The 18,716-nt window shown below is 58.4% G+C and carries 20 protein-coding genes; 12 read left to right on the top strand and 8 right to left on the bottom strand.

Annotated features, from left to right (window positions below):
- Window positions 1-4: 4 nt before the first annotated feature.
- The 3 genes from ORG26_RS16495 to ORG26_RS16485 all read left to right on the top strand — a co-directional run bounded on the left by ORG26_RS16495 (window position 5) and on the right by ORG26_RS16485 (window position 3,256).
- On the top strand, window positions 5-2,239 hold the full coding sequence (locus ORG26_RS16495) for a LysM peptidoglycan-binding domain-containing protein (RefSeq protein WP_266363673.1): 2,235 nt from the start codon (window positions 5-7) through the stop codon (window positions 2,237-2,239).
- 26 nt (window positions 2,240-2,265) lie between these two features.
- Window positions 2,266-2,841, top strand: coding sequence for a DUF3109 family protein (locus ORG26_RS16490; RefSeq protein WP_266363671.1), 576 nt, complete (start codon window positions 2,266-2,268; stop codon window positions 2,839-2,841).
- A gap of 85 nt (window positions 2,842-2,926) precedes the next feature.
- Window positions 2,927-3,256 carry an MGMT family protein gene (locus ORG26_RS16485; protein ID WP_266363669.1) on the top strand — a complete coding sequence of 110 codons (330 nt, stop codon included), beginning with the start codon at window positions 2,927-2,929 and terminating at the stop codon, window positions 3,254-3,256.
- On the opposite strand, the gene ORG26_RS16480 is transcribed toward ORG26_RS16485, so the two are convergent.
- The 5 genes from ORG26_RS16480 to ORG26_RS16460 all read right to left on the bottom strand — a co-directional run bounded on the left by ORG26_RS16480 (window position 3,240) and on the right by ORG26_RS16460 (window position 6,587).
- Window positions 3,240-3,734, bottom strand: coding sequence for a response regulator (locus ORG26_RS16480; RefSeq protein WP_266363667.1), 495 nt, complete (start codon window positions 3,732-3,734; stop codon window positions 3,240-3,242). The two genes, ORG26_RS16485 and ORG26_RS16480, sit on opposite strands and share 17 nt — an antisense overlap.
- Window positions 3,735-3,855: 121 nt before the next feature.
- Window positions 3,856-4,689 (bottom strand): monofunctional biosynthetic peptidoglycan transglycosylase, encoded by an 834-nt coding sequence (gene mtgA, locus ORG26_RS16475; protein ID WP_266363666.1) that lies wholly within the window; start codon window positions 4,687-4,689, stop codon window positions 3,856-3,858.
- A 75-nt stretch (window positions 4,690-4,764) separates the two neighbouring features.
- Window positions 4,765-5,889: a radical SAM family heme chaperone HemW gene (gene hemW, locus ORG26_RS16470; RefSeq protein ID WP_266363665.1), complete on the bottom strand. Its 1,125-nt coding sequence runs from the start codon at window positions 5,887-5,889 to the stop codon at window positions 4,765-4,767.
- A gap of 57 nt (window positions 5,890-5,946) precedes the next feature.
- Window positions 5,947-6,438 (bottom strand): GNAT family N-acetyltransferase, encoded by a 492-nt coding sequence (locus tag ORG26_RS16465; RefSeq protein ID WP_266363663.1) that lies wholly within the window; start codon window positions 6,436-6,438, stop codon window positions 5,947-5,949.
- Window positions 6,423-6,587 (bottom strand): hypothetical protein, encoded by a 165-nt coding sequence (locus tag ORG26_RS16460; RefSeq protein ID WP_266363661.1) that lies wholly within the window; start codon window positions 6,585-6,587, stop codon window positions 6,423-6,425. The genes ORG26_RS16465 and ORG26_RS16460 overlap by 16 nt, the downstream gene beginning before the upstream one ends.
- A gap of 147 nt (window positions 6,588-6,734) precedes the next feature.
- Here ORG26_RS16460 and ORG26_RS16455 point away from each other — a divergent pair, with 147 nt between their 5' ends.
- The 5 genes from ORG26_RS16455 to ORG26_RS16435 are packed head-to-tail and all read left to right on the top strand — an operon-like array spanning window position 6,735 to window position 11,004.
- Window positions 6,735-8,189: a lipase family protein gene (locus tag ORG26_RS16455; protein ID WP_266363659.1), complete on the top strand. Its 1,455-nt coding sequence runs from the start codon at window positions 6,735-6,737 to the stop codon at window positions 8,187-8,189.
- Window positions 8,190-8,204: 15 nt separating this feature from the next.
- On the top strand, window positions 8,205-8,645 hold the full coding sequence (locus ORG26_RS16450; RefSeq protein WP_266363657.1) for a hypothetical protein: 441 nt from the start codon (window positions 8,205-8,207) through the stop codon (window positions 8,643-8,645).
- Window positions 8,646-8,649: 4 nt separating this feature from the next.
- Window positions 8,650-9,348: a hypothetical protein gene (locus ORG26_RS16445; RefSeq protein WP_266363655.1), complete on the top strand. Its 699-nt coding sequence runs from the start codon at window positions 8,650-8,652 to the stop codon at window positions 9,346-9,348.
- A 38-nt stretch (window positions 9,349-9,386) separates the two neighbouring features.
- Window positions 9,387-9,788: a DoxX family protein gene (locus ORG26_RS16440; RefSeq protein WP_266363653.1), complete on the top strand. Its 402-nt coding sequence runs from the start codon at window positions 9,387-9,389 to the stop codon at window positions 9,786-9,788.
- Window positions 9,789-9,801: 13 nt separating this feature from the next.
- Window positions 9,802-11,004: an N-acetylmuramoyl-L-alanine amidase gene (locus ORG26_RS16435; RefSeq protein WP_266363651.1), complete on the top strand. Its 1,203-nt coding sequence runs from the start codon at window positions 9,802-9,804 to the stop codon at window positions 11,002-11,004.
- Between the two features lie 196 nt (window positions 11,005-11,200).
- Here the strand turns inward: ORG26_RS16435 and ORG26_RS16430 are convergent, their stop codons facing one another.
- The 3 genes from ORG26_RS16430 to ORG26_RS16420 all read right to left on the bottom strand — a co-directional run bounded on the left by ORG26_RS16430 (window position 11,201) and on the right by ORG26_RS16420 (window position 13,056).
- On the bottom strand, window positions 11,201-11,986 hold the full coding sequence (locus tag ORG26_RS16430) for a PhzF family phenazine biosynthesis protein (protein ID WP_266363650.1): 786 nt from the start codon (window positions 11,984-11,986) through the stop codon (window positions 11,201-11,203).
- 24 nt (window positions 11,987-12,010) lie between these two features.
- The gene (gene hxpB, locus ORG26_RS16425) at window positions 12,011-12,682 is read right to left on the bottom strand and encodes a hexitol phosphatase HxpB (protein WP_323134275.1); all 672 of its coding nucleotides are present in this window, start codon (window positions 12,680-12,682) and stop codon (window positions 12,011-12,013) included.
- Window positions 12,683-12,744: 62 nt separating this feature from the next.
- Entirely contained in the window at window positions 12,745-13,056 is a 312-nt protein-coding gene (locus ORG26_RS16420; protein ID WP_266363648.1) for a YciI family protein, read from the bottom strand.
- A gap of 67 nt (window positions 13,057-13,123) precedes the next feature.
- Between ORG26_RS16420 and ORG26_RS16415 the strand changes: the two genes are divergently transcribed.
- From ORG26_RS16415 to ORG26_RS16400, 4 genes are all read left to right on the top strand, one after another.
- Entirely contained in the window at window positions 13,124-14,416 is a 1,293-nt protein-coding gene (locus ORG26_RS16415; protein WP_266363646.1) for a hypothetical protein, read from the top strand.
- 173 nt (window positions 14,417-14,589) lie between these two features.
- Complete coding sequence (locus ORG26_RS16410) at window positions 14,590-16,818, top strand: ATP-binding protein (RefSeq protein WP_266363643.1); 2,229 nt, start codon at window positions 14,590-14,592, stop codon at window positions 16,816-16,818.
- A 241-nt stretch (window positions 16,819-17,059) separates the two neighbouring features.
- A complete protein-coding gene (locus ORG26_RS16405) occupies window positions 17,060-18,262 on the top strand; it encodes an alpha/beta hydrolase family protein (protein WP_266363642.1) in 1,203 nt (400 codons plus the stop codon).
- An 84-nt stretch (window positions 18,263-18,346) separates the two neighbouring features.
- Window positions 18,347-18,709 carry a hypothetical protein gene (locus ORG26_RS16400; RefSeq protein ID WP_266363640.1) on the top strand — a complete coding sequence of 121 codons (363 nt, stop codon included), beginning with the start codon at window positions 18,347-18,349 and terminating at the stop codon, window positions 18,707-18,709.
- Window positions 18,710-18,716: the final 7 nt, after the last annotated feature.

Raw genomic sequence — 18,716 nt, 5'->3', positions numbered from 1 at the left:
CTGCATGAAAAACCTTTTTTTGAGTTTCCTCCTCACCCTTGTTACGGCGTTTACGCTGTCGGCCCAGACGCTGTCGGCCCAGACGCTGTCGGCCCAGACCACCATTCCGCAGGCACCCCGGCAGGTGCAGTTTGCCAACCTGACCGTTCGCCTTGACGACGGAGCCCGCCGCATCATTCAGCAGGACATCAACACCCTTGTGCAGTCGAACCGCAAGTACTGGGAGGCCAAACTGGACCGCGTGGTTCTGTATTTTCCCATCATCGAGCGCATCCTGACCGAAGAAGGCGTTCCGGTCGATTTCAAATACCTCGCCGTGCAGGAAAGCTCGCTGGCCCCGGATGCCGTGTCGTCCTCTTCGGCGGTCGGTTACTGGCAGTTCAAGCGCGAAACGGCCCAGAACCACGGCCTGCGGGTGGACGATGAAATCGACGAACGCAAAAGCATCGTGGCCTCGACCCGCGCGGCGGCCAGCTACCTCAAAACCAGCCAGGCGCAGTACAGCAACTGGGTGTCGGCCCTGTTTTCGTACTACCTCGGCGCTACCGGCATCAGCAAAATCGTCCCGTCCGACTGGGTCAATGCCACCGAAATTACCCTGACCGAGCGCACCGACCGCTACATGCTCCGCTTTTTTGCCCACAAGATTGCGCTCGAAAGCGTTCTGCCGAGCTACCGGACTGCCAACACCCTCACGCTGGTCGAATATCCCGGTGCAGGCGGCCGTACCGTCGCGGATATTTCCACAGAACTGGGCGTAGACGAGTACGAACTCCGCAAGCACAACCGCTGGGTGCTGGGCGACCAGATTCCGACGGACAAAGAGTATGTACTGGCCGTTCCGGCCGCGCTGAGCCAGGTGGCGAGCGTTCGGCAGAAGGCCCAGACCGCTCCGCGTGCGCAGCCGGCCGTGGCCAGCAGCAAAGAGACGGGTTATCCGCTCCTGCGCCGGGTCGCCTCGCCGCGGGGCCGCACCGATCTGGTGCTCTACGAAATCAACGGCCTGCCCGGTATTCAGGCCCTGCGCGGGGATAACGCCGCGACGCTCGCCCGCAAAGCCCGCATCAGCCTCGGCAGTCTGCTGCGGTACAACGACATGTCCGAGCGCGATGCCGTGACGGAAGGCGAGGTGTATTATCTGGCGAAAAAAATGCGGAAAGCGACCGTTCCGTTCCACACCGTCCGGGCCGGGGAGACCAGCCGCAGCATCTCACAGTTGTACGGCCTGCGCCTGAAACGCCTCCTCAAGTTCAACCGGCTCGACCGGCAGGAGCGCCTTCAGGTGGGCCGGGTGATGTGGCTGCGGGAGAAACGGCCGCGCAATGAGCCCGTTAAAATCAACACCGACCCGGCTCCGACCGGCACCGGCACCCGCCCGGTCATTGCCAACAACAGCCCGGCGGCCGCTCCGGACCGAACGGCTTCCAATAATATTCCCCGCAACGCCTCCGAACGGAAAGTGTACCAGCCCAAGCTGGTCGAAGGCGCTCCGGCCAGCCAGCCGACCGCCAGCCAGCCGACTTCGCGTCCGGCCACAACAGCACCCGTAGCGCGGCCGTCGGCGCCGCGGGCCGGAGAAGCTACGGCCCAGACATCGACCCGCCCGCAGCCCTCAACCCCGGTCGGCACCACGGCCAACACCAGCGAACGCGTCGTGATTATCCGTCCAGCCGATGGTACGACCCGCTCGGGCAGTTCGACGCCGGTAACGGCCAGTCCGGCTCCGGCCGAAGCGGCCATGAACAGTTCGGTAAATAGCCCGATCACGGCCAGACCGGTCGAACAGCCGACCGTCACGACAGCCCCCGAGCGGGTGGCCAGCCGTCCGGCAGCCAGTACGTCCAAACCTGCAACGGGCGGGGTGCGTCCGGCCACTTCGGTGCTGAAACATACCGTTGAAGCGGGGCAGACCTATTTCAGCATTTCCCGGCTTTATGGCGTCAGCATCGACGACCTGCTGGCCTGGAACAGCCTGACACTGAGCGACAAACTCTCCGTAGGGCAGAAACTAACGATCCGGGATTCGCCCCTTTCGCGCGAAGCCGACTCAACGGCCACGGGCGGCAAAAAACCCGGCGCCAGCGAAGACATTATTTACCATACCGTGCAGAAAGGCGAAACGATGTTCCGCATTTCGAAGCAGTACGAGGTCAGCATCGAGCAGATCCAGCAGTGGAACGAATTGTCTGACAACGGAGTTAAGGAGGGTCAGCGCATTAAGATTATCAAGCAAATGTAAGCCGGAAGAAACGTTCCGGAAAAAGTATGATACTGATTGAAAATACCGTCATCAGCGACGACGTGGCCGACAAGTTCTTTGTTTGTCATCTGGAGAAGTGCAAGGGAGCGTGCTGTGTGGAGGGTGACCTCGGTGCCCCGCTGGAGGCGGAAGAACTGCCCATTCTGGACGAGATTTTTCCGAAAGTGAAGCCGTACCTGACGCCCGAAGGCATCCGGGTCATTGAGGAAAAAGGGGCGTACGAACAGGACTGGGAAGGGGATTATGTCACCCCGACCATCAACGGACGCGAGTGCGCCTACGCGCTTTACGACGAGCGGGGTATGCTCAAGTGCGGCATCGAGCAGGCTTACAACGATGGCGTGGTGGATTTCAAGAAACCGATTTCCTGCCACCTCTACCCCATCCGCGTGACGAAATACGAGAGCTACCACGCCCTCAATTATGACCGCTGGCATATCTGCAGCCCCGCCTGCGACCTGGGCCGGGAACTGGGCGTGCCCGTCTACAAATTTCTGAAAGCCCCGCTTACCCGGGCCTACGGCGAAAAGTGGTACGCCGAACTGGAACGGGAGATTGAAGAGAATAAAGCAGGAAACTAAGCATCCGGAGGCCGGAAGGACGGTGTATTTCGATACGCACTTTCTTCCGGCCTCTTTTCTTTTGGGCCCGTATCCGCAGCAAGTTATGCCAGAAAACCGCGATTATTTCGAAGATGTCTACCAGGTTGTCCGGCTCGTCCCGCCCGGCCGGGTGACTACCTACGGGGCCATTGCCCGCTACCTAAGCCTGCGGGCGGGCGCGCGGATGGTCGGATGGGCCATGAACGGCGCCCACGTCCACGACGTGCCGGCCCACCGGGTTGTCAACCGGGTTGGCGTTCTTTCGGGTAAACATCATTTTGGGAGTCCTACTGCGATGCAGGAATTGCTGGAACAGGAAGGCGTACGGGTGGAGGAAGACCGTGTACAGAATTTCGGGCAGTTGTTCTGGGACCCGGTCAGCGAACTGGATTGATTCGGTTAACTTCTACCGTCCGGACGCAGGGCAGCGAAAGAAAGCAGGTTTGCAGGCTCTGGACAATCTGCTTGTACCCTTCCATGCGGTTGGGCTTCTGCACGTAGCTGCTGGCGCCGCGGGTGTAAGCGGAGTAAACCAGTTCCCGGTCCGTAGACGTCGAAAACATAACGACGGGAATGTGCCGCAGGGCCGCCTGAGCCTTCACCCGGTCGAGTACTTCCAGGCCGTTGAGCTTGTGCATGTTGATGTCGAGAATAATCAACGCGCAGTTTTCGGCAATTTTGCGGGAATTTTCGCCCGCGATCATGGCATCCAGGAAATGCTCCCCATCCTCGTACTCCACTACTTTGAACTGATTGCCGTTGGCGTAGAAGGCGGAGCTAATGAATGAACGGTCGTCCTCGTCATCGTCCACGACAGCGATGCAGAGTTGCCGCTGTAGTAGAGTCGCTTTCGTGTATCCCGTTGAGTTCATTCTGAAAAATTTATGAAGGAATCTAAAGGTACGGGATTCTATCCAAGGGAACTAATTCTTATGTAATGAATATGAAAATAATCTTGATTTTAATTTCATAGAAACTTTTTGTTCTTTCCGTTTACAGACCTTTCACGTACTGCCGGCCGCCCAGCAAACGCATCTGCCGCGAAATCTGTTTTGAACGCCTCTGGATATACGCCGACGGATTGGCGATGGAGAAGAGCCGCGGATTGGGCAGCACCGCCGCGATGCGGGCGGCTTCGGCCCGCGACAGTTTGGCCGCCGAATGGCCGTAGAAACGCTGGGAAGCAGCCTCGACCCCAAAGGTCATGTTGCCCGTTTCGGCCACGTTCAGGTAGACTTCCATGATTCGCTGCTTCCCCCAGACCAGTTCGATCAGAACGGTGAAATACACTTCCAGTCCTTTCCGGATGTAGCTGCGGCCGTTCCAGAGAAAAACGTTTTTGGCTACCTGCTGGGAAATGGTACTCGCGCCGCGCGGTCGTTTGCGGGTCCGGTTGTCGCGGACGGCATCCTGAATTTCGTCAAAGTCGAAGCCCCAGTGGTTAGGAAAAGCCTGGTCTTCGGAGGCCACCACCGCCAGCACCGCCTCTTTGGAAATTTCTTCGTACGGCACCCAGTCCTTGTGAATCTCGCTGGATTTGCCTTCCTGAATGGCTTCCACCTTGCGCGTCATGATCAGGGGGGTAAACCAGACGGGCACATACTTCAGCAGCACGACCCAGCCGACGGAAAAGAGCACGACAATCACCACCAGTTTGACCAGCGCCCAGTAAATGCGCTGAAGAACGGGGCGCCCCTGCAGGTACCGGCGCAAAAGGCCGTTCTGCCCTTTGGCGGCGTCATATCGGTTCGCCGAACGGGCACGTTTGGAAGCCGGTTTTTCCGGATAAGGCGTGCGAGGCGTGTTTCTGGGACGGTTGGGGCTCATACGTTGGTATTTCCTCTGCGAAAATGAGCAAAAATCGGACAATCCGGTAATGCGCCGCTAAAATTACCGCCCCTTTTACGATTCCATAAACAACTCCGCCGCCACCCGGTCCGCAAAAAACTTTCCGGCCGGGGTCAGCAGAAGCTGGTCGCCGGTCCGGGTCAGCCAGCCGCGGCGCTGCTGTTCGGCCAGAATAGCTTGCTGCTCCCGGACAAAAGTCCCGCCAGACAGGCTCTCCAGCTCGGACACCTGACAGCCCCATTTGGTCCGCAGGCCCGTCAGCAGGTACTCGTTCACCTGATCGGCGGGCGTCAGCATCTCGACGGTGCAGGGCAACTCGCCCCGATTTATCGCCTTGATATACAAAGCGTTGTTGGCTACGTTGTACTGCCGGCTGTGCCCGTTGTACGAATGCGCACTCGGCCCGATACCCAGATACGGCCGCCGTTTCCAGTAGCTGCTGTTGTGCCGGGCTTCGTGACCGGGGCGGGCGAAGTTGGAAATCTCATACTGTTCGTAGCCGTTCGCTCCCAGCGTCCGGATCAGCATTTCAAATTCTTCGGCGGCAAACTCGTCATCCGTCCCCTGAAAGCGCCCTTTTTTCTGCCAGCGGCCCAAAGCCGTGTCCGGTTCAATGGTCAGGCTGTACGACGAAATATGGGGTACGTCCAGCAACAGGGCCGTTTCCAGGTCGCGTTCCCAGATGGCATGGTCCGCGGCCGGAACGCCGTAGATAAGGTCGATGGTCAGGTTGTGGAAACCCGCCTCCTGCGCCAGCCGAACGCACTGTTGCGCCTCCAGGGCCGAGTGAGCCCGGTTCATGAAGCGGAGGTGCGGCTCATGGAACGACTGGATGCCGATGCTCAGGCGGTTGACGTAAGGTCGCAGTTGCCGCAGATGCGCCGGGGTGAGGTCGTCGGGATTGGCTTCAAGCGTGATTTCCGCCTCCGGCGCCACGGTAAAGTGCCGGTGAATGGTTTCGAAGAGGGACGCCAGTTCGGCTTCGGTGAGCAGCGAAGGGGTGCCGCCGCCGAAGTAAATGGTTTCCAGCTGGCGCGTACCCAGATAGTCCTGCTGCTGTTCGATCTCCCGTCGCAGGGCCTCCACCAGCGCCGGTTTCTGGGCCAGACTGGTGCTGAAATGGAAATCGCAGTAGTGGCAGGCCTGTTTGCAGAAAGGAATATGAAGGTACAGATGCATACCTATTCAGTACGAAAAAACGGCCGGTGTGGTTCCCGCCGGAAGGGGCAGAACGCCTCAGTCGGGCCCGTTCAGTTTCTTTTCGAGGATGATGTTGATCGACCCGGCTTCGTTGAGGAAAGTGCCGGTAATGTCAAAGCCGTGGCGGAGATTGAGAATCAGCATGTCGCGCCACTGGTTGCGGGTCTGGGTGCGGACTGTGTGAAAGCCGTTTTGAAGACACCAGTCGTGCTGGCGGCGCATGAGGTCGGAGGCAATGCCCCGGCGGCGGAAGTCGGCGCTGACGCAGCCTAGCCAGCTGTAAAAATGGCCCGGCTTGCGCTCGTAGCCCATTTTGTAAGCGGCCAGCGTTTCGCCCGCCCAGGTCAGAATGGTGAGCAGCCGACGCTGCTGGTCTGCTTCCAGCCAGAACGTCTCCGGCGATTGTGGGGGAAAAACGGAAGAATGAAGCTGCCAGACCAGCGGCCTCAGGAAATCGGGAACCGGACCTTCCAGCAGTTCGTAGCGAAGGTCCGCCGAGGAAGATTCGGTAATCAGCCTTTCGGACACTTTTTACAGTGCTTGCCTTTCCGCTTGTATTTTTCGCAGCATTTTTTCAGCACACAGCAGGCTCCGCCCATGAATGGATTTTCGCCAAACTGCTTTCCTTCTCCGGTGGCAAAAGGATTCTGAATAGGTTCTTCGAGCAATGCGTTCATTCCGATTATCGATTTACGGCTACAAACTTACGGCTTATTTAGAATTGGTCAAAATAATTTTTGTCATAGAATAAAATGATTTTTGTAAAGCGGCATTTTTTCGCCCCGAACTGTAACTTACTGGTTTCAACCTATTTCACACCCCCTATGAAACGGCTTTTACTGTCCTGTGTTTTCCTTTTGCCTTTCACGACGCTGGCTCAGTTGCTGAAGCCGGGCTTCGATAAGGCCGAATACACGGATTTGATGAAGATTTCGGCGCAGTTCGGCGACAGTGTGTATGCCCGCACCCTCCCACCTCCGCCCGCCTACCGGCAGCTTTACCGCTCCCCCATCGTCGGCCTGGATAACCGCTGGGATTTGTGGGCGCACCAGACCCAGCCGGTGGCCGTGGTCAGCATCCGGGGCACGACGGCCAACAGTGTCAGCTGGCTGGCTAACTTTTACGCCGCGATGGTGCCCGCCAAAGGTGAGATTCAACTGGCCGACAACAACACCTTTTCCTACGAACTGGCGCAGAATCCGAAAGCGGCCGTGCATGTCGGCTGGCTGGTTGCCACAGGCTTTCTGGCGAAAGACATGATGCCCAAACTGGATTCCTGCTACCGCAAAGGCATTCGGGATGTGCTCATCATCGGCCATAGCCAGGGCGGCGGGATTGCGTACCTGCTGACGGCTTACCTGCTCAACCAGCAGAAACAGGGCCGCTTTCCGGCCGACATCCGCCTCAAAACCTATTGCAGCGCCGGACCCAAACCGGGCAACCTGTATTTTGCCTACGACTACGAGGCGGCGACCCAGAACGGCTGGGCCTACAACGTGGTCAACACCGCCGACTGGGTGCCGGAAGTGCCTTTCACGGTGCAGACGGTGAACGATTTCAACACGACCAATCCGTTTGTCAACGCCCGCGGCCTCATCAAAAAGCAGAAATTTGCGAAGCGGGTGGCGCTCAAATACGTCTACAACAGCCTGAGCAAACCGTCGCTGAAAGCCCAGCAGAATTACCAGAAATACCTCGGCAAACTGGCGTCCAATACCGTCCGGAAAAACCTGAACGGCTACGTGTCGCCGGACTATTACAACAGCAACCACTACGTCCGCACGGGCACGACGGTGGTGCTGCGGGCCACAGAAGACTATTACAAACTGTATCCCGACAGCCGGGAGAAAATTTTCGTCCACCATTACCACCTGCCCTATCTGTACCTGCTCGAACGGTACCCGGACGGTTCCGGCCCTGCGGGTGCGCCCCTGACGGCTTCGCTGGACGGCACCTGGGAACTCAGCCGGATCAGCGTTCCAGGAGCCACTTTCGACAACCTGTACAGCCAGCGCAAGCCCACGCTGAAGTTCGACGCGGCGGCCAAACGCTTCAGCGGCAACACCAGTTGCAACACCCTGACGGGCATGTTCACCCTCGACGGTCCCCAACTCCTGTTCAACAACCCGGCCGCCATGAGCCGCATGGCCTGTCCCGGCGAGGGAGAAAATGTCTTTCTGGAAGCTTTGAAAAAAGTCAATCGGTATGCCATCAGCAACGACAACCGCCTGACGCTGATCGGCGGCGACATCGCCCTGCTGGAATTTGTCAAAAAATAAAACGCCTCTTCACTCATGCTGAAACCACTTGCCGTTTGCCTGCCCCTGCTCCTTGCCGCCTGTACCGGAAAGTCGGGCGAATCGTCCGCCGCAGCCGACCGGGCCACCGACCTGACGGGCTGCTATGCCTACGTTTCGGACAAAGACACCGTCCTGCTGCAAATCGATTCGGACAGCGACAGCCTGACCGGTCGGCTCACCTACCATTACTACGAAAAAGACCGCAACACCGGCACCTTCGCCGGCCAGATGCTGGGCGACACCCTGCTGGCCTTCTACCGCTTTCAGTCCGAAGGGACGTCCTCGGTCCGGCAGGTGGCGTTTCTGCGAACCGACAGCAGTTTTGTAGAAGGTTACGGCGATGTGGTCGAAAACGGCGGCCGGATGGTTTTCTCGAACCGTCGGAACGTTCAGTTTCAGCCCGGCGTCCGCCTCACCAAAACCACTTGCCCGTGATGTCATGAAACGTCTTCTGCTTGCGACAGGCCTTTGGGTCCTGCTCTCTTCCGGCCTGCTGGCGCAGACGGAACCCATTGGACGCCGGAAAAATTTCTACCTCCACTCGGCCCTGAATCTGCACATCACGGACGTCAATGAGTTAAATGCGGAACTGGTCCGGGCCGGCCACCTGCCGTTCGACGGGATTCAGGTCGGGCGGGGCGGCGGATTTTACACGCTTTTTCCCAAAGTCCGGCTTGCCTCGCTGTTCAATTTTTCGACCTACAGCAAAATTAAAAGCGGGCAGAACCGCACCAACTGGATACGGGCCACGCAGGCGGGCACCTCGCTGGGCCTGCTCGTCCGGAATTCGGAACACCTGCAACTCATTCCGTACGCCGGGGTGCTGTATTCGTGGCTGGGCGTCCGGGTGGCCAGCGCCCAGCCGGTGCCCGGTTCGACGGCCGGGTATCTGTCCGGGCCCTCCAACCAGCACCACATGCGTTCCAACCAGTTTATGGGCAATCTGGGCATTCACCTGGCCCGCACGGGGTTTGGCAGAACGGCCCTCGGCCAGCGGCTGATGGCGGGCGTCCGGGTCGGGTATTTTGTACCGATTGGGGCTAATCAATGGAAAACCGGCCTTACGACCCTCAGCGACGGGCCGGACACCAACGCGGGCGGGTTCTACACCAGTCTGGTGGTCGGGCTGGCCCAGTAGTAAAACGGCCGGGAACGCGTCTTTGTGAAACAACAGCCATGACAGCCCTGACCCGCCTGCGCCCGTACGCCCCCCTTCTGCTACGCCTTTTCTGCGCCTGGAAACTTTTCGACGCGGCGGGGCATACGGCCCTGCATCCGGCGGAAGGACTGCCCGGCTATGCCGAATGGCTCCGGTCGCTGGGCTTTCCGTTTCCCCTGCTGAGCGCAGGTTTGTCGGCTTACGGCGAATTTTTAGGCGGTATTATGCTACTTTTGGGCTGGAAAACCCGCTGGGCGGCCGGGGTGCTGATCGTCAACTTCCTGCTGGCGGTGGTGGTCGGGCATTTGGCAACGGGCGATACCTACGCCAACACCTTCCCGGCGCTGGTCCTGCTCGCCACCAGTGTTTTTCTGCTGTTGAACGGCCCCGGCAAACCGTCGGTGGACGACGGTTTGTAAGTTACCCTCCTGTATGCCCCGACTTGTACTCGTTACGGCCCTGTTGCTGATTTTTTTTACGGCCTTTTCCCAATCCCCCATTGCGCCGACCGATACCTTCCTGACCGGCACCACGCTCTCCCGCCTGACCCCGCTCTACTACGGCCCCGGCACGGACCGGCTGGGCGGCGCACGCCTCGAAACACTGGACTCCGGGGTGGCTCTCAACATCACCGGACACCTGACGCGCGAAGGCAGCAGTCCGCTCTGGCGGGTTCGCCTGGCTCCCGGACGGACGGCGTACGTGCCGGTCGAGCAGACGGTTGTGGACACCCTTTCGGACTACCCGGTCGGCAGCCTGACAGGTTCCTGGCGCGTGTGGGGCGACGACCGGTTCGATTACGTCAGCATTCCGTTGCCGGCGCGGCTGCCCTATGCCAGCCAGCAGCAGACCGACCCGTCGCGGGTGGTCGTCGATCTTTTTGGTCTTACCAGTAACACAAACTGGATCACGCACCTTTCGAGCCTGCGGGAAATCCGGAAGGCGTGGTACGAGCAGGTCTCCGACGAAGTGTTTCGGGTCTACATCGATCTGAAGCACCGGCAGCACTGGGGTCATTCGGTGTATTACGACCACAACCGCCTGACGATCCGTGTCCGGCGGCAGCCCGAACGGCTTCGGCTGCGGGGGCTGACGGTAGCCGTCGATGCCGGGCACGGCGGCACCAACCTTGGGGCGCAGGGGCTGAATGCCAAACGGTTTGAAAAGGAATTTACGCTGGATGTAGCCCGGCGGCTGGCGCAGGAACTGGAAAAGGCCGGAGCGCGGGTCATCCTGACGCGGGCCACCGACACGCTGATTGGTCCGTCGGCCCGGATTCTGGCGCTGCGGCAATCCCTGCCGCATCTGCTGGTCAGCATTCACTTCAACGCTTCGGGCAACCGGGAGACGCGGGGCGTGAGCACGTACTATAAACATGCGGGATTTCAGCCGCTGACCAGGGCCGTTTTGCACGAACTGCTCCGCATCGATCCGCACGAGGCCGGGAATGTGGGGAGTTTCAATTTTTTCTTCAGCGCCCCGACCGATTACCCGAACGTCTTGGTGGAAGGCCCGTTTCTGAGCAATCCGGACGACGAAGCGCTCATTCTGGACGAACGTTATCGCCGGAAAATGGCCCGGGCCATTCGGAAGGGAATCAAGAAATTCCTGAAACAGGCCGGCCGCGTTCGATAACCCGCAACCCTGGCTCATGGCTATCATCCACGGCCCTAGCCCACGGCTTCAGCCGTGGGAACGCGGGAACACGAGAACGTGGGAACAAACGATTGACGAATGTTGTCCTAACCGTTTCAACGGTTTCGGGGTCCCAAAGACCGTTGAAACGGTTAAACCCGCGTTCGCAGGCAGACGAACTCTGTTGTCGGAGCCGCTACACTTCGATCTGGCCCGTCAGGTACAGCTTCACCTGACCGGCGATTTCGACGCGGTCGCCGTTGAGGGTGCATTTCAGGTAACCGCCGCGGGCAGACACCTGCCGGGCCGTCAGGCTGGTTTTGCCCAGTTTTTCGGCCCAGTACGGAATGAGCGTCGTGTGCGCCGAGCCGGTCACCGGGTCTTCGTCCACGCCCGACTGCGGGGCAAAAAACCGGGACACGAAATCCACGTCTTCGCCGGGAGCCGTCACGATGATGCCGCGGGCCGGAACCGTCGAGAGTTCGATCATTTCGGGGGCCAGGTCCAGAATCTGCTGCTGGTTATCGTAGACGAGCAGGTAATCCGTTTTGCCCTTATACACCTCGCTGGGTTTGATGTTCAGGCTCGCCGTCAGCGCCGGGGGCTGCACGGCCACCTGGTACGTATCGATCGGAAAATCCAGCACCAGCCAGCCTTCTTTGAGGCAGACTTTCAGCACGCCGCTGCGCGAATCCAGTTCGATGACGTCCTCGTCGGTCGATTTTTCGAGGAAAAAGATGACATAAGCCGTCGCCAGCGTTGCGTGTCCGCAGAGGTCCACTTCCACTTTGGGCGTAAACCAGCGGATATGGTAACCCGTTTCGGTCGGGATGTAAAAAGCGGTTTCCGAAAGATTATTTTCGCAGGCGATGGCCTGCATGGTTTCGGTAGGCAGCCATTCGGTGAGCGGGCAGACAGCGGCGGGGTTTCCCCCAAACAAACGATCGGTAAAAGCGTCTAACTTATAAATTTTAAGCGACATAGGTAATCGGAAGCGGGTAGGGTGTTAGGGTTGAAAAAGCCGGGAAAGCACCGACTCGTTAAATTCAGCTAAAGATGCAATTTTCAGGCTGGCAATGCTAAATTTTGGATCTTTAAATTCGTAATCCGCCGGAACCGCCACGGTTTTCATTCCCGCGGAGTGGGCGGACATCAACCCGCTGCCCGAGTCCTCAAAAGCCAGACAGCTGTCCGTGGAAACGCCGAGCTTCGCGGCCGTTCCGAGGTACACGTCCGGATGGGGTTTGTTGCGCTTTTCCAGCGTGGCCGAATGATAAATCCGGAAGAAAGGCCGGATGCTGAGCCGGTCGAGCACCGTTTCGATCAGGTCCATCGGTGAGGCCGAAGCCACCGCCATCAGCACGCCCCGCTCCTCAAAAAACTCCAGAATCTGCGGTACGCCCGGCATCGGACCGGCGTGCAGGCCGATGCGTTCGTGGGCTTTCCGGTGAATCTCGGTCGCCACGTCCGCCTGCGAGCGGGCCGTCCACGGATGCCGCTCATACCAGTACCGCACGACGGCTTCGATGGGCATGCCCGTGGTCCCTTTGCACTGTTCGTCGGTCAGTTCCAGCCCGACTGTCCGAAAAACTTCCTGTTCGACGTAACGCCACTGGGGCTCGGAGTCCACCAGCAGGCCGTCCATATCAAAAATTGCCGCTTCTATCATAAAGGTCATCCGTCGGGCAGTCGTCGAACGGGCCGCGATGGGCCGATTCGCTGACGACTGAGGGACTTTAATTAAACTTCAGCGCGTCGAAACGGTTTGACATCAATCCGTTCCCAAACGTTTCCGACGATGTACGGTTCCTGCTGCAACCACTGGTTGAGGTCGTCCTCCGTATTGAATTCTACCACCATCATGGAACCGATCATTGTTCCTTTATTATCGAGTAGCGCACCACCGATCACAAAATTTCCGTTTGTTTTGAGGGAACGGACTCCCTCGAAATGGGCCGGACGAGCGGCCATACGGCGTTCCAGGGCCTGTTCGTCGGTATAGTCGTATGCGTGAATGACGTATTGCATCAGAATCTTTTTAATCTGGCACAAAAATGGAAGAATTTGTAGTTATCGTAACTTGCAACCCGAAAAAATACACAATCCCTCCGTTTACAATATGACACCGATTATTTCGGTCTTTGCGGCTAAAGTGGTGGTCTCGATTGGATTGTCGATCATGGCCGTATTGCTGATTCGTTTCCGTGCTCAGGTTCTTCCCGTTGTGCAGGACCGGGCCCCGCAGGTATTGGGCGCCTGTTTTCTGTTTTTCCGATTCATTCCCTTTATCATCGTTTACCTCATTCTGAACGAGGTGCCCCGCAACGACGTGCCTTTTTTCTACGAAAAAGCCACCAAAGCGCTACAGGGCGGCCTTGTTTACCGGGATTACTGGTCGTTTCACGCGCCGCTGTTCTCCTACCTGATTGCCATTCCGCTGCTGATCTGGCACAGCCCGAAAGCCATTGTGCTGCTGATGGTGATGACGGAAGCGTTCACGGTCTGGCTCACGTACCGGCATTACCGTAGGCACAATCCGGAAGCGGGTCTGCTGGCGGTGCTTTATTTCATGCTGCCCGCTCCGCTGGTCATCTGCCTGCTGGGTGGTCAGGAAGACATCGGGTTGTGGCTGTTCGGGCTGCTGACCATGGTAGCGGCGGCGCGCCGGAAAGAACCCGGACTGGCCATCGGCCTCTGGATGGCGGCGGCCCTGCTGACCCTGAAAGTCACGTTCGTCATGATCGCCTTTCCCGTGTTTTTCCTGCTGGGCGGCAAAACGCGGCTGCGCTGGATGGGCGCGCTGGCGCTGGTCGGCATTCCGACGCTGCTGCTGCTGTATGCCGTGATGGGCACCCAGTTCATGATGCCCGTGCAGCATGGCGACATTCCCTTTGCACCGAACCTGACGACCGTGCTCAAGCCTTTTCTGGGCACCCTCTTCAGCCATGTTCCGCTGAAAACGCTGAACTGGATCGGCGTGGCGGCGACCGTGACCATTCTGGCGACGGTGGGCCTGCGCTACCGGAAACTGCCCTATGCCGCGGTCTTCCCGTCGATCTGGGTCATGACGTTTGGGCTGTTCATGCTCTTTCAGCCAAGCGCGATGGCCTACTACATCTTCCTTTTTCTGATTGCTGCCGTTTTCGAACTGACCCCCGCCCGGCCCGGCGCGCGGTTGTGGCTGCTGATTGTGGCCAACCTCGTCGTGGTGGTACAGCCGTTTTACTGGATTTACCTCGATCAGATTTTTTTCAACTCGTTCGCCGACTTCAACTCTCCGCTGAAAATCTTCGAATACGTTCTGGAAGTGATTACCGTAGGCTGCGTGGCGGCGTACGTCTGGCTGGCCTGGAAACGGCTGGAACTCCTTCGGAACCAGAAACCGGTGAAAGCAACGCCGGTAGCCGCGTAGCGCCCGTTTCACCCAAAGCCGTTCCAAAACCGGACCGGACAGCGGCGGGCGCCCTTCAATACAGTATTTACTCTATGCATTAAGAGTATTATTTGGCAAATTCTGGGTAGGTTGGTAACTTTCAGTTTCTTTTAGTGCCGATGTGGATTGCCCACCTCTGAAACCAGACTTGTATGCGTGTATACTTATACGCTTTACTGGTCACGTTACTCAACGTGCCTTTTTCCGGAAACGTGCTCGGCCAATCGAAAGCCGGTGCCGTGTGGCTTGCCCTACCCGACAGTCGTCAGAAGGCCGACTCGCTGGCGACGCTGGCGCACCGCCTCACCTCCAGTGACCTGGTAGCCGCCCGGCCGCTCGCCGATTCGGCTCTGGCCGTGTCCACCCGTCTGAAGTATCCGCAGGGCCTCATCCGGGCGCGGCGGGCGCTCGGCACGTACTACGAACACCAGAGCCAGTACCCCAAAGCCCTGGTTCATTACCGGCACAATCTGTTCGAAAGCCGACGGCACCAGTTCGAGGAAGGCATCATTTTCTCCCTGCTCGATGTGGGCGTCATCTACTACAACCAGTCGCACCTGACCCAGGCCCGGACGCTGCTGGAAGAAGGGCTGAAACGCGCCCAGCACCCAGCGTATACCCGCTACCGTCCTATTTTTCTGAACGTGCTCGGCACCCTGCACGGCCAGATGAACTTCAGCCAGACGGCTTTTAAATATTACCGGGAAAGTCTGGCCGAATACGAAGCAATGGGCAAAGCCAGCGGGCAGGCGCTGGTGCTGAACAACATCGGCGACCTGCTTGGCAACCACCTGCTGTACGTACAGGCCATTTCGTACTACAAAAAAGCGCTGGCCATCGCGCAGGCGATCGACAACCGGTATTTTCTGATTGCCATTCACGCCAATCTGGGCGATGCGTATCGCCACCTCGGCCAGTACGAAAAGGCGCACCTCTCCTGTCTGCACGCGCTTGAAGCCGCCCGCCGCAGCCAGGCCACCGAATTCAACGTGCACATTTATTCGACGCTGGGCGAAATTGCTACCGACCAGAAACAGTACGCCAAAGCCATTTATTATTTTACCGAAGCGCTCAAAATCCAGCAGCCCAGCGAAAACAGCGAGCAGTTTGCCTACCTGGGCCTGGGTCGGGTGTATCTGCGCCTGAAGCAGTCGGAAGCCGCCGAAAACTGGCTTCACAAAGCCCGCCAGCTGAGCCAGGAGTCGATGGACGAAAACAACAATCCGGCGGCCAGCTACGCTTTTCTGAGCGAACTGTACGAGAATCTGGCGCTGGTGGCGGCCCTGCACAAAAAACCGGATTCCGCCCTGCTTTTCAGCCAGCGGAGCCGGGCTTTTACTGATAGCCTCCGCCACCACACCCACGGGCAGGCCATGAACGAACTGCTGGTGCGGTACGATTCGGACCAGAAAGCGGAGAAAATTGAGGAACTGGAGGAAGACACCCGGCAAAAGGCGATTCAGCTGGAACACCAGAGCCACCACCAGGCCATTCTGGGCCTCGGCTTTGCGCTGATTACCATCGTGTCGGGTCTGGTCCTTTTTTTCAACCGGAAACTGAAGACCAGCAACGAGAAACTTCAGGAGGTCAACCGGCAGCTGCGCGACACCAACGACCAGCTGGCCCAGTCGAATCACCAGCTGGCGGCGGCCAACGAGCAGATTCAGGCTTTTTCGTCGGCCATCGTGCACGATTTCCGCACGACCACCAAATCCATCCTGCTTTTCAATCAGCTGGCCTTCCGGGCCACGGCCACCCAGCTTCCCGAACACCTCGACCACATCCGGCAGGCGGTCTGCAAAATGGACCGCCAGATGAAAGACCTGCTGCTCTACAGCCGCCTCGACAACTACCTGACCGAGCCGGTTCCGGTAGACCTGAACCGGGTGCTGGAAGGTGTCCGCGACACGCTGCAGTGCGAACTCGACGAAGCCGCCGCGCAGCTGAAAGTCACCCCGCTGCCGGTGCTGCTGGCGCACGAAACCCTGCTCGAACGGCTGCTCTGCAACCTGATGACGAACGCCATCAAATACCGTCGTCCTGACGTTCCGCTGCGCATCTCCCTCGGCTGGACGGTCGAACAGCGGCAGTTTATTCTCTGGATTCGGGACAACGGGGTGGGCATACCAGAAAATCAGCACGAACGGATTTTTGAGCTGTTTGCCCGGGCGCATACCAGCGACATCGACGGCTCCGGCGTCGGGCTGGCCATCTGCAAACGGATCGCCCGGCTCTACGGTGGATTTATCCGGGTCGAATCGAAGCCCGGCGAAGGTGCCACGTTTTTTGTGACGCTCCCGGCCCCGATGGTGGTGCCGAATTTTTCGTTCGCCGCCCAGTCCATCCCCTCGACGGCCCCGACCCGCCAGCTCCAGAACTAAGCCCGATTATCCGGTTCCGGACCGAACCTTCCCCGACAGCAGACTGTTATTTAAATGAGGCATTTTCCCGGCGAAGATGTCTCATTTTCTGTTTATTAAACAGTTTAGAGTTATAGTTTAAAAGAGAAGCCATAACCCTCTGTAAGTCACTACGCCACTTATGAACAATAAACCGTAAACTATAAACCCTAAACTAATTCACAACCGGTACTTATATCCGCAACCTTTGGAACCTACTTTCATGTCGTTATCCCGCAAGGAGTTTTTGCTGTCGCTGGTAATGTCCACCACGGCCTTTCTGACGAGCTGCGCCTCTTCCGGCGACAACGAGCCGGTACAGCCCGACAAAAAGCCTTACCTCGTCAGTGCGAAGGAAATCCGGACGCTGAGCCGGGAGGAACTGAGCCGCCAGGTCCAGCGAATCAATCCGGCTCTCGGCCTGTTTACCCGCTACGGCATCCGGGTCTACCGGGTGGTATACAACACGACGCTGCCCGACGGCAAGCCGGTGCAGGCGTCCGGGGCGCTGATTGTCCCGACGACGGCCGCGGCGGTCCCGATGGTCAGCCAGCAGCACGGAACCATCCAGAGCGACTCCGACGCACCTTCCTATTTTGGGGCGGGCAGCGATGCCTATACCGGCGGGGCGCTGTTTTCGTCGCTGGGCTTTATCATGGCCTGCCCGGATTACATCGGTTACGGCGAATCCAAAAACCAGCCGCATTTTTACGAACACCGGGAAAGCCTCGCGACCGCTTCGCTGGATATGCTGCGGGCGGCCCGGGAGTTTATCGCTCAGCAGAAGATAAGCTGGAACGAGCAGCTTTATCTGACCGGCTATTCCGAGGGCGGCTACGCGACCATGTCGCTGCTGAAAAAAATAGAAGAGGAGTTTCCGGACGAATTTGCGGTCAAAGGCGCGACGCTCGGAGCCGGTGCGTACCACAAATCGGCGTTCATGAAGCACATCATCAACGAGCGTACGCACGGCATCGGGAGTTACAACAAGCTTTACCTGTGGGCGCTGGAGACCTACAACAGCGTTTACAAAGACCTGAACCGTCCGATGAGTGCTTACCTGAAAGAGCCTTACGCCGGTCAGGCGGCCAAAGGGGCGCGGCAGACAAGCATCAACGTGAGTCTGAACCAGACCTTTACAGATAGTTTTAAGGAAGCGGTTAACACCGGAACCGACAAGGCGTTTCTGGAGGCGATTGCCGACAACGACGTTTACGACTGGAAGCCCAAAACGCCCATCCAGCTTTATCACGGCGACGCCGACAACCTTGTGTTTTATTTCAACTCGAAGGACGCCTACGAGGCCATGCAGCGCCGCGGGGCTAACAAAGTGGAACTGATTACGCTGAAAGGCCGGACACACACGAGCGGACTGCCGGAGTACATTCTGGGCACGCTGAACTTTTTCAGTCAGCCCGTTCAGTAAGGTCTTTCTGCCGCGGGCGGCTATCGGCAACTTTTCGTCGGCTGGGAGGTTTAGGTTACATTAGAACAACCAATTCAACTGATCATGAAAAAGCTCATGCTGGTTGCCGCTCTGCTCGTTTGTGGACTGGCAGCCCAGGCCCAGGAAGTGAAACAGGAAGCCAAGGAGACTGCCCGTCAGGCAGGCGAGACTGTCGATGCGGCAGGGCAGAAAGTCGGTCGTGAGACCCGCAAAGCCGCCCGGAAAGCCGACAAAGCAGTCGATAAGGCCGGTGACAACGTCCGCCGGGGTGCCGACAAAGTAGGCGACGAAACCCGCGAAGCCGGCCGCGAGCTGAAAAAAGAAGCCCGCGAATCCAAAGACGAAGTGAAAACCGCCACGAACCGGGGGCTGAACAAGGCCGAACGGAAGATGAAAAAAGCTGAAAAAAACCTGAAGGAAGATTAATTCTTCC

Source organism: Tellurirhabdus rosea (genome assembly GCF_026278345.1).
Classification (GTDB): domain Bacteria; phylum Bacteroidota; class Bacteroidia; order Cytophagales; family Spirosomataceae; genus Tellurirhabdus; species Tellurirhabdus rosea.
The sequence above is the reverse complement of the archived record's forward strand: the minus strand, read 5'-3'. Positions and strand labels throughout refer to the sequence as shown.